Origin of the sequence: Pseudomonas sp. QLc11A (genome assembly GCF_052112305.1) — a bacterium.
GTDB lineage: Bacteria > Pseudomonadota > Gammaproteobacteria > Pseudomonadales > Pseudomonadaceae > Aquipseudomonas > Aquipseudomonas laurylsulfatiphila.
The window spans coordinates 89237-99944 of record NZ_JAVAJJ010000024.1; the positions used below are offsets into that span (position 1 = coordinate 89237).

The following is a 10708-nucleotide window of genomic DNA, read 5'->3' on the forward strand; positions in this document are numbered from 1 at the left end:
GATGTCTGATTACAAAGCTCCCCTGCGCGACATGCGCTTCGTACTCAACGAGGTTTTCCAGGTGTCCCGGCTCTGGGCACAATTGCCCGGCCTGGCCGACGTGATCGATGAAGAGACCGCCGCCGCCATCCTTGAAGAGGCCGGCAAGATCAGCGGCGAAGTGATCGCGCCACTGAACCGCGCCAGCGACGAACAGGGTTGCACCTGGAACGACGGCGCGGTCACCGCCCCGGACGGTTTCGCCCAGGCCTATCAAGCCTTCGCCGAAGGCGGTTGGGTGGGTGTCGGAGGTGATCCGCAGTACGGCGGCATGGGCATGCCCAAGGCCATTTCGGCCCAGGTCGAAGAGATGGTGAACTCGGCCAGCCTGTCGTTCGGCCTGTACCCGATGCTGACCGCCGGCGCTTGCCTGTCGATCAAGGCCCACGCCAGCGAAGAGCTGAAAGCGGCTTATCTGCCGAACATGTACGCCGGCACCTGGACCGGTTCGATGTGCCTGACCGAAGCCCATTCCGGTACCGACCTGGGCCTGATCCGCACCAAGGCCGAACCCCAGGTCGACGGCAGCTACACCATCAGCGGCAGCAAGATTTTCATCACCGGCGGCGAGCACGACCTGACCGAGAACATCATCCATCTGGTGCTGGCGCGCCTGCCGGATGCACCGGCCGGACCGAAAGGCATCTCGCTGTTCCTGGTGCCGAAAGTGCTGGTCAACGCCGACGGTTCTCTGGGTGAAAACAACGCGCTGTCCTGCGGCTCCATCGAACACAAGATGGGCATCAAGGCCTCCGCCACCTGCGTGATGAACTTCGATGGCGCCACCGGCTGGATCGTCGACGCACCGAACAAAGGCCTGGCGGCCATGTTCACCATGATGAATTACGAGCGTCTGGGTGTGGGCATCCAGGGCCTGGCCCAGGGCGAGCGTTCCTACCAGAACGCCGTCGCGTACGCCCGCGACCGTCTGCAAAGCCGTGCGCCGACCGGTGCGCAGAGCAAGGACAAGGCCGCCGACCCGATCATCGTGCACCCGGACGTGCGCCGCATGCTGTTGACCATGAAAGCCTTGAACGAAGGCGGCCGTGCGTTCTCCAGCTACGTGGCCCTGCAACTGGACATCGCCAAGTACAGCGAAGACGCACCGACACGCCAGCGCGCGCAGGACCTGGTAGCGCTGTTGACCCCGGTGGCCAAGGCCTTCCTCACCGACATGGGCTTGGAAACCACCATCCATGGCCAGCAGGTCTTCGGCGGCCACGGCTACATTCGCGAATGGGGCCAGGAGCAACTGGTGCGTGACGTGCGCATCACCCAGATCTACGAAGGCACCAACGGCATCCAGTCCCTGGACCTGGCCGGGCGCAAGATCGTCGGCAGCGGCGGGGCGCTCTACCGTTTGTTCGCCTCGGAAATCCGCGAATTCACCGCCAACACTGGCGCTGATCTCGGCGAGTTCACCCAGCCATTGAACGCCGCCGTCGACACCCTCGACGACCTGACCGCGTGGCTGCTGGACCGGGCACAAAACAACCCGAACGAAATCGGCGCGGCCTCGGTCGAGTACCTGCACGTGTTTGGCTACACCGCTTACGCCTACATGTGGGCACGCATGGCCAAGGCCGTCATCAGCGGCGATGCCGAAGACGACTTCTACACCAGCAAACTGGCCACCGCGCGTTTCTACTTCGCCCGGTTGCTGCCGCGTATCCACTCGTTGAGCGCATCGGTCAAGGCCGGTAGTGACTGCCTCTACGAGCTGAAAGCCGATCAGTTCTGATCCAAGGACAAGGAACTCCAACCATGCTGAAAACAAAAATAATTCCGCCTGCCGACGGCGCTTATGCCTATCCCTTGCTGATCAAGCAATTGCTGCTGTCCGGCGTGCGTTACGAGCCGGGCCGGGAAATCGTCTACGCCGACAAACTGCGCTACAGCTATCAGACGCTCAACCAGCGCATCCGCCGCCTGGCCAATGCGCTGACGGCGGCCGGGGTCAAGGCCGGTGACACCGTGGCCTTGCTCGACTGGGACAGCCACCGCTACCTGGAATGCTTCTTCGCCGTGCCGATGATCGGCGCGGTGCTGCACACGGTGAACATTCGCCTGTCACCGGAGCAGGTGCTGTTCACCATGAACCACGCCGAGGATGACCTGGTGCTGGTGCATGACGACTTCCTGCCCCTGGTCGAACAGATCCACGGGCGGCTGGAAACGGTAAAAGGCTACCTGCAGCTCACCGATGACGAGGCGACCGCGACCTCGCTGCCGGTGCTCGGTGAGTACGAGCAGTTGCTGTCCCTGGCCCCGGACCAGTACGACTTCCCGGATTTCGACGAGAACTCGGTCGCCACGCTGTTCTACACCACCGGCACCACCGGCGACCCGAAAGGCGTGTACTTCAGCCATCGGCAACTGGTGCTGCACACCCTGAATGCCGTCGGCACCCTGGGCGTCTATCAGGGCCAGCCGCTGCTGCGTTCCGACGATGTGTACATGCCGATCACGCCGATGTTCCACGTGCATGCGTGGGGCGTGCCGTATGTCGCGACGCTGATGGGCATCAAGCAGGTCTACCCAGGACGCTACGAACCCAACAGCCTGGTCAAGCTGTACCGCGAAGAGAAGGTGACCTTCTCCCACTGCGTGCCGACCATCCTGCAAATGATCCTCAACTGTGAGCAAGGCAAGGCGACCCGTTTCGACGGCTGGAAAATGCTCCTCGGCGGCAGTGCCCTGACGCTTGGCATCGCCAGTGAAGCCAGCGCCAAGGGCATGGTGGTGCACGCCGGCTACGGCATGTCGGAAACCTGCCCGTTGCTGTGCCTGACCTACCTGCGCGACGACGACCTTCAGCTATCCGCTGAAGCCCAGTTGCCGATCCGCATCAAGACCGGCATGCCGGTGCCGATGGTCGACCTGAAGATCATCGACGCCGAGGGCAACGACGTGGCCCATGACGGCGAGTCCCTGGGCGAGATCGTGGTGCGCGCGCCGTGGCTGACCCAGGGCTATCTGAAAGCCCCGGACAAAGGCGCGGAGCTGTGGCACAACGGCTGGCTGCACACCGGCGACATGGCCTCGATCGACAAACAGGGCGGCGTGGAAATCAAGGACCGCATCAAGGATGTGATCAAGACTGGCGGCGAGTGGATCAGCTCCCTGGAACTGGAAAGCCTGATCAGCGAACACCCCGGCGTCATGTCCGTCGCGGTAGTGGGCATCGTCGATGAGCAGTGGGGCGAGCGGCCCATGGCCATGGTGGTGTGCGAGCCGGGGCAATACCTGGACCGCAAGATCCTCGAGACGCACCTGCAAGCCTTCGTCGACGGCGGCCGCATCAACAAATGGGCGATCCCCAAGCAGTTCAAGTTCGTCGCGGAAATCCCCAAGACCAGTGTTGGCAAGATCAACAAGAAGCTGATCCGGGAAACGGAAGCGAACTGAGGGATAAACCTGGCGCTGTTGTTGTAGGAGCGAGCTTGCTCGCGATGGACTGGAGAGCGCTGCGTTTAAACAGGAAGCACGCGTTATCGTTGACGACCATCGCGAGCAAGCTCGCTCCTACAGGAATCCGGCAGCAGGCGGTTTCCGGATAGCCGGGGGGCGTCATCTTTGTCATAGTCCTGGCCAGAGATAACGCCCCGTTGGTCGCAGTTTTCAGCGCTTGTGCCAAGCTGAACGGGGTATTGAACCGCTGTGCATCAGTCAATTCCCAGGAAGCCCACGACATGAACCTCACCCGTGCATCAAACGTCCGCCACGAGTTCTACAAGGCCGTCTGGTTCTACTTCAAAGTGGTGTGGCCGATCTTCTCGATACTGCTGCTAGTGATCATTGCGTTCGGCCTCATCATCGCCCACCTGGAAGGGTGGAACCCCTATGACGGCGTCTACTTCGCCTTCGTGACCGGCCTGACCATCGGCTACGGAGAACTGGTGCCCAAACTGGGCGTGTCACGGGTACTGGCGATCCTGCTGGGTTTCAATGGGGTGCTGATGACGGCGACGTTTGCGGCGATCAGTGTCCGGGCGATTGAAGTGACGGTGACAGCCGCGAGGAAGGGTGAGGAGTAGGGTGTAGCCTGGCCAGCCCAAATCCCAACCCCAGCACAAATCCCCTGTGGGAGCGAGCTTGCTCGCGATAGCGGTGTATCAGCCAGCAAAAATGCTGAATGTTAAGCCCTCATCGCGAGCAAGCTCGCTCCCACAGTTTTTTTTGCAGCCAGCAGGCTAAGCCTCCCAACCCGCCCCACTCACCGCCGCCTGCACCAGCGGGTGCAGGTCCGCCCCTTTATGTTCCGTCTGCCAGGCCAGCAATTCCTTGCGCATGCTCGGTGCCCAGTACATCTGTAGATGATTGCGCACGCTGAGCACCGCCTGTTGCTGGTCCGGCTGGCTGGCAAAGTACTGGGCGATCTGGTTGGCCATCTTGATCAGGTTGTCAGTACTCATCGGCGTACCTCGGCTTTATCGCCACGGGCGTGGCGGCGATCCTTGAGCAAACGGTCCTGTTCTTCGCTGAATGCCTGGAAGCGTTTTTGCCACTCCGAAGGGTGATAAACGCGGCTGACTTCGACGGCCGTGACCTTGTACTCCGGACAGTTGGTAGCCCAGTCGGAGTTGTCGGTGGTGATCACGTTGGCCCCCGATTCCGGGAAGTGGAAAGTGGTGTACACCACGCCCGGGGCGACCCGTTCGGTGATCCGCGCACGCAACACAGTCTGCCCGGCGCGGCTGCCGATGCCGACCCAATCACCTTCGTTGATGCCACGGCTTTCGGCGTCGGTCGGGTGAATCTCCAGGCGGTCTTCGTCGTGCCAGGCGACGTTGTCGGTACGCCGGGTCTGGGCGCCGACGTTGTACTGGCTGAGGATGCGTCCGGTGGTCAGCAGCAGCGGGTAGCGAGTGTTGACCTTCTCCTCGGTCGGCACGTAGCCGGTGAGCATGAACCGCCCCTTGCCGCGCACGAACTCCTCGATGTGCATGGTCGGCGTACCGTCCGGTGCCTCGGCGTTGCACGGCCATTGCAGGCTGCCGTGGCGATCCAGTTCGGCGTAGCTGACGTTGGTGAAGGTCGGCGTCAGGCTGGCGATTTCATCCATGATTTCCGACGGGTGTTTGTAGTGCATCGGGTAACCCAGGGCATTGGCCAGGGCCACGGTGCCTTCCCAGTCGGCCTTGCCGCCCAGGGGATCCATGACCTTGCGCACCCGGGAGATGCGCCGTTCGGCGTTGGTGAAGGTGCCGTCTTTTTCCAGGAACGAGGCGCCCGGCAGGAACACGTGGGCGAACTTGGCGGTTTCGTTGAGGAAAATATCCTGCACCACCACGCATTCCATCGCCGACAAAGCGGCGGTGACGTGCTGGGTATTCGGATCGCTTTGGGCGATGTCCTCACCCTGGCAATACAACCCCTTGAAACTGCCGGCCAGGGCCGACTCGAACATGTTGGGAATGCGCAGGCCCGGGTCGGGTTGCAGGGTGACGTTCCACGCCTGTTCGAACTGCGCCCGTACCACCTCGTTGGAGATGTGCCGGTAACCAGGCAACTCGTGAGGGAAAGACCCCATGTCGCAGGAACCCTGCACGTTGTTCTGCCCCCGCAACGGGTTCACGCCCACGCCTTCGCGGCCGATGTTGCCCGTGGACATCGCGAGGTTGGCGATGCCCATGACTGCCGTACTGCCCTGGCTGTGCTCGGTGACGCCGAGGCCGTAGTAGATCGCCGCGTTACCACCGGTGGCATACAGGCGCGCGGCGGCGCGGATGTCGGCAGCGGGCACACCGCAGATGGCGCCCAGCACTTCCGGCGAGTTCTCCGCACGGCTGACGAACTCACGCCAGCTGGCGAAATCGCCGCCCTCGCAACGGGCGTCGATAAAGGCCTGATTGAGCAACCCTTCAGTGACGATGACATGGGCCAAGGCGTTGAGCATGGCGACGTTGGTGCCCGGGCGCAGGGCCAAATGGTATTCGGCGCGGGCGTGCACCGAGTCCACCAGATCAATGCGCCGTGGGTCGATGACGATCAGCCGCGCGCCTTCACGCAGACGCCGTTTGAGCTGGGAGGCGAACACCGGGTGGGCGTCGCTGGGGTTGGCGCCCATCACCAGGATCACGTCGGCCTGCATCACCGAGTCGAAACTCTGAGTGCCGGCGGACTCGCCCAGGGTTTGCTTCAAGCCATAACCGGTCGGCGAGTGGCAGACCCGTGCACAGGTGTCGACGTTGTTGTTGCCGAACGCGGCGCGTACCAGCTTTTGCACCAGATAGGTTTCTTCGTTGGTGCAGCGGCTGGAGGTGATGCCGCCAATGGAGTCGCGGCCATACTTCTGCTGCAACCGACGGAATTCGCTGGCGGCGTAGGTCACCGCTTCATCCCAGCTGACTTCCTGCCACGGGTCGTTGATGTGCTTGCGGATCATCGGCTTGGTGATGCGATCCGGGTGGGTGGCGTAGCCCCAGGCAAAGCGCCCCTTGACGCAGGAGTGACCGTGGTTGGCCTGGCCGTTCTTGTCCGGAACCATGCGCACCAGCTGGTCGCCTTTCATCTCGGCGCGGAACGAGCAGCCCACACCGCAATAGGCACAGGTGGTGATCACGCTGCGTTCCGGCTGCCCCAGTTCGACCACGCTTTTTTCCATCAGGGTCGCAGTCGGGCAGGCCTGCACGCAGGCGCCGCAGGACACGCATTCCGAATCGAGGAAGTTATCCCCACCGGCGGCCGCCACCCGGGATTCAAAACCGCGCCCGGTGATGGTCAGGGCAAAGGTGCCCTGGGTTTCTTCGCAGGCGCGCACGCAGCGGTTGCAGACGATGCACTTGCTCGGGTCGTAGTCGAAGTAGGGGTTGGACGTGTCCTTCACATCGGCCAGATGGTTGTCGCCTTCATAGCCGTAACGCACCTCCCGCAGGCCGACCTGACCGGCCACGGTTTGCAGTTCGCAGTTGCCGTTGGCCGAGCAGGTCAGGCAGTCCAGCGGGTGATCGGAAATGTACAACTCCATGACATTGCGCCGCAGGGTGGCGAGCTTCGGCGTCTGGGTGTGCACGGTCATGCCTTCAGTGACCGGCGTGGTGCAGGACGCCGGATAACCGCGCATGCCGTCGATCTCCACCAGGCACATGCGGCAGGAGCCGAAGGCTTCCAGGCTGTCGGTGGCACAGAGTTTGGGAATGGTGGTGCCCAGCAGCGCGGCGGCGCGCATCACCGAGGTGCCTTCGGGCACGCTGATGCTGCGGCCGTCGATGTTCAGGGTGATTTGCACCTGACTTTCGCGGGCAGGGGTGCCCAGATCGATATCGGTGTTCGGGTCGAAGAGAGTGATCATTGCTCGGCCTCCGAGGGCTGCAAGCCGAAGTCGGCGGGGAAGTGCTTGAGGGCGCTGGCGACCGGAAAGGAAACCATGCCGCCCAATGCGCACAGCGAACCGTATTGCAGGGTGTCGCACAGGTCCTTGAGGATGATCACCTGCTCATCGCGACCGTTCTGGTCAGGCGCTGCCAGCAGGCGATCGATCACCTCCACGCCCCGAGTCGAGCCGATGCGGCACGGCGTGCATTTGCCACAGGATTCCTCGGCGCAGAACTCCATCGCGAAACGCGCCATATGGGCCATGTCCAGGGTGTCGTCCGCCACCACCACACCACCGTGACCGAGCATTGCGCCGATGGCGGCGAAGGCCTCGTAATCCAGCGGCGTGTCGAACTGCGACGGCGGCACCCAGGCGCCGAGCGGGCCGCCCACCTGCGCAGCCTTCAGCGGCCGGCCACTGGCAGTCCCGCCACCGTAGTCTTCCACCAGTTCCCGCAGGGTCAGGCCAAAGGCCCGTTCCACCAGCCCGCCCTGACGAATATTGCCCGCCAATTGGAAGGGCATGGTGCCCAGGGAGCGGCCCATGCCGTAATCGCGATAGAACTGCGCACCCTTGGCCAGAATCTGCGGCACCGAGGCCAAAGTCAGCACGTTGTGCACCAGCGTCGGCTGGCCGAACAGCCCCTTCAAGGCAGGAATTGGCGGCTTGGCGCGCACGATCCCGCGTTTGCCTTCCAGAGAGTCCAGCAGCGCGGTTTCCTCTCCGCAGATGTAAGCACCAGCACCGACACGCACTTCCATATCGAAGGCCTGACCACTGCCGCCGACATTGGCGCCCAGGTAACCGTTCTTCCGAGCAATCTGCAGCGCGTTGCGCAGGATGATCACGGCATCCGGATATTCCGAGCGCACATAGATGTAGCCATAGGTGGCACCGACGCACAGGCCGGCAATGGCCATGCCTTCGATCAGCAGGAAGGGGTCGCCTTCCATCAGCATGCGGTCGGCAAAAGTGCCGGAGTCGCCTTCGTCGGCGTTGCACACGATGTACTTTTGCGCCGCTTCGGTCGCACGCACCGTGCGCCATTTGATCCCGGCGGGGAAGGCCGCGCCGCCACGGCCACGCAGGCCGGAATCGAATACTTCAGTTGCAGTCTGCTCGCCTCCGATGGCGATGGCTCTTTTCAAACCCTCGAAACCGCCGTGGGCCCGATAGTCGTCAAGCGACAGCGGCCGGGTAATGCCGGCGCGGGCGAACAGCAGGCGTTGTTGAGTCTTCAGATAAGGCAATTCTTCCACCAGGCCCAAGGCCAGTGGATGAGAAGACGGGTCGCCTTTGAGCGCTTCGAGCACAGACGGCACATCAGCATCTGTCAGCGGACCGAAGCCGAAACGGCCCTGCGGCGTATCCACTTCCAGCAGTGGTTCCAGCCAGTAAAGGCCCCGCGAGCTGGTGCGTTTTATCTCCAGCGGCACAACGCGTCCCCGGGCATGGGTGATAAGGGCTACCACAACATCTTCTGCACCCACGGCACGGGCAACCGAATCACCAGACACATAGAAAGCTGGCATCACGCGTCCTCCCGGCAAGCGTCGAGCAAGGCATCCAGACGCTCGGCACTGAGCCGCGCATGCACCCGGCCATCCAGCTCCAGAGCCGGCGAACAGGCACAGGCCCCAAGGCAATACACCGGCCGCAAACTGATGCTGCCATCGGCACTGCTGCCGTGATCATCCAGTTGCAGACGCTCACGCAACTGCGCAGCCAACTGCTCGGCGCCACGGCTCTTGCACGACTCGGCCCGGCACAGCCGCAGGATATGCCGCGCTGGCGGCGCGGTACGGAAGTCATGGTAAAAACTGATCACCCCACGAACCTCGGCCTGGCTCAGGTTCAGGGCATGGGCAATCTCGGGGACGGCGACATCGGGGACGTAACCGATACGCTCCTGAATATCATGAAGAATGGGCAACAGCGCACCCGCAGAGCCCTTGTGGCGCTCCAGCAAACTGTTGACCACAGGCAGGTGCAACATCTCATCAGGCATTCAGCAATCCTCACGGTCACGGACAAACCAGATGGCTGTCGGTCGTCCGAAAGTGTCGGCTGCGGCACTCACACCACGTCACGGTATCGTGGCAATTTGGCCGTTGGCCAGGGCACCCTGAGCGGGCATCTTGTTGTGCCCGGCACGGTCTTCGCCGCACCTCAACTGGGCATAAAAGGCAGCTTGCCACGCCGCTATTGATCGACCTGCACCAAAGCGACGTGCTCGGTTCTGCCTACGACTATCCATTAAGTCTAGATGAGTGGGGCAAGGGGCGTTTGCACGCTGGCCTAATGCCCGGAGGGCCTGTCGATGGCTGATGTATAGCAAGCATTACAGGTGAGAAGAAGCATCAGAACCCAGGGCGATTCTACGGAGCAGATGCGCTGAAGTACGCCGCTAACCCTGTGGGAGCGAGCTTGCTCGCGAAAGCGCCAGCCCAACCACCATCAATGCTGAAGGTGCACCGAAATCACAACCCACAGGGGCCAAACAACGCCTGTCAGCTCACCGCACCTCCTGTAGGAGCGAGCCCGCTCGCGAAAAACCCAAGGCATCCACATGTCCCACTGAATACCCCGTCCACCGCAACCAAGCCCGCCCTCACAACATCACGCCTGCCGCTTGAAACCAAAAGCTATTCCGGCGCGTCGCCCACTACGCTCGGACTTTTTCAACAGAATCGGTCGACAGCTGCCGCTGGCGAGTGACAGCTATGGGGCGAGACTGTGTACAAACATTTTAAGGCAGATGCGGCAATGAAAATCGGCGCGAAAAACACGCACCTACGCAAAATCCAGGTCTGCTAACTAAACGGACGCTTGCAGATTCAACGTAGAAGCGAGGACTTCAAAACGGCGTCTGCGTTTTTACACAGCCTGGGTCGTTTTCAGCCTGTCGCGACAGGCAGCAATCCACAGCCAAAAGCGGTCAGTCAGCGTCTACGAAATAAGGAGCGATTTAGTGACGACGTGGTCTGGGTACTCTGCTGCTCTGATGTTTTGTACAGACCTTGGAAGTTTTCATAGTGGCAACCTGGGCTCTTTGGTAAGGGAAAAGAATTTCTAGGTAGGGGTTGACCACGTATTTTAATGCTGTAGTATTTGCCTCCCGCTAACGAGCAGTTTGATGCTGGGTTTGGCTTAAGTGGTTGATTTTATTATTGAAATCAGAAGCTTTTAAGGTTGCTACTTAAAGGGGTTTGCTGTAGAGTGCACGCCTCGGTTGAGACGAAAGATCTTAACCAACCGCTCTTTAACAACTGAATCAAGCAATTCGTGTGGGTGCTTGTGGAGTCAGACTGCTAGTCAACAGATTATCAGCATCACAAGTTACTCCGCGAG

7 protein-coding genes are annotated in these 10708 nt (G+C 61.6%); 3 read left to right on the forward strand and 4 right to left on the reverse strand.

Features of this window, described 5'->3' with window-relative positions:
• The first annotated feature begins 1 nt into the window (after position 1).
• The 3 genes from Q8X48_RS27220 (at position 2) to Q8X48_RS27230 (ending at position 4076) form a co-directional block, all read left to right on the forward strand.
• The gene (locus tag Q8X48_RS27220) at positions 2-1780 is read left to right on the forward strand and encodes an acyl-CoA dehydrogenase C-terminal domain-containing protein (RefSeq protein WP_407802254.1); all 1779 of its coding nucleotides are present in this window, start codon (positions 2-4) and stop codon (positions 1778-1780) included.
• A 23-nt stretch (positions 1781-1803) separates the two neighbouring features.
• Positions 1804-3447: a fatty acid--CoA ligase gene (locus tag Q8X48_RS27225; RefSeq protein WP_407802255.1), complete on the forward strand. Its 1644-nt coding sequence runs from the start codon at positions 1804-1806 to the stop codon at positions 3445-3447.
• Between the two features lie 284 nt (positions 3448-3731).
• Positions 3732-4076 (forward strand): potassium channel family protein, encoded by a 345-nt coding sequence (locus Q8X48_RS27230; RefSeq protein ID WP_126049455.1) that lies wholly within the window; start codon positions 3732-3734, stop codon positions 4074-4076.
• 156 nt (positions 4077-4232) lie between these two features.
• Here the strand turns inward: Q8X48_RS27230 and Q8X48_RS27235 are convergent, their stop codons facing one another.
• From Q8X48_RS27235 to Q8X48_RS27250, 4 genes are read right to left on the reverse strand one after another with little or no spacing between them, the layout of a single operon-like run.
• Positions 4233-4454 carry a formate dehydrogenase subunit delta gene (locus Q8X48_RS27235; RefSeq protein WP_007971952.1) on the reverse strand — a complete coding sequence of 74 codons (222 nt, stop codon included), beginning with the start codon at positions 4452-4454 and terminating at the stop codon, positions 4233-4235.
• Positions 4451-7333 (reverse strand): formate dehydrogenase subunit alpha, encoded by a 2883-nt coding sequence (fdhF, locus tag Q8X48_RS27240; RefSeq protein WP_407802256.1) that lies wholly within the window; start codon positions 7331-7333, stop codon positions 4451-4453. The genes Q8X48_RS27235 and fdhF overlap by 4 nt, the downstream gene beginning before the upstream one ends.
• Positions 7330-8889: a formate dehydrogenase beta subunit gene (locus Q8X48_RS27245; protein ID WP_095965787.1), complete on the reverse strand. Its 1560-nt coding sequence runs from the start codon at positions 8887-8889 to the stop codon at positions 7330-7332. Before Q8X48_RS27245 ends, fdhF begins: the two co-directional genes overlap by 4 nt.
• Positions 8889-9365: a formate dehydrogenase subunit gamma gene (locus tag Q8X48_RS27250; RefSeq protein WP_056855147.1), complete on the reverse strand. Its 477-nt coding sequence runs from the start codon at positions 9363-9365 to the stop codon at positions 8889-8891. Before Q8X48_RS27250 ends, Q8X48_RS27245 begins: the two co-directional genes overlap by 1 nt.
• Between the last annotated feature and the right edge of the window lie 1343 nt (positions 9366-10708).

Bases quoted from the DNA above. Each gene is read 5' to 3' on its own strand.
- Q8X48_RS27230 (WP_126049455.1), top strand. From the start codon at position 3,732: ATGAACCTCACCCGTGCATCAAACGTCCGCCACGAGTTCTACAAGGCC.
- Q8X48_RS27225 (WP_407802255.1), top strand. From the start codon at position 1,804: ATGCTGAAAACAAAAATAATTCCGCCTGCCGACGGCGCTTATGCCTAT.
- Q8X48_RS27245 (WP_095965787.1), bottom strand. From the start codon at position 8,889: ATGCCAGCTTTCTATGTGTCTGGTGATTCGGTTGCCCGTGCCGTGGGT.
- Q8X48_RS27235 (WP_007971952.1), bottom strand. From the start codon at position 4,454: ATGAGTACTGACAACCTGATCAAGATGGCCAACCAGATCGCCCAGTAC.
- Q8X48_RS27250 (WP_056855147.1), bottom strand. From the start codon at position 9,365: ATGCCTGATGAGATGTTGCACCTGCCTGTGGTCAACAGTTTGCTGGAG.
- fdhF (WP_407802256.1), bottom strand. From the start codon at position 7,333: ATGATCACTCTCTTCGACCCGAACACCGATATCGATCTGGGCACCCCT.
- Q8X48_RS27220 (WP_407802254.1), top strand. From the start codon at position 2: ATGTCTGATTACAAAGCTCCCCTGCGCGACATGCGCTTCGTACTCAAC.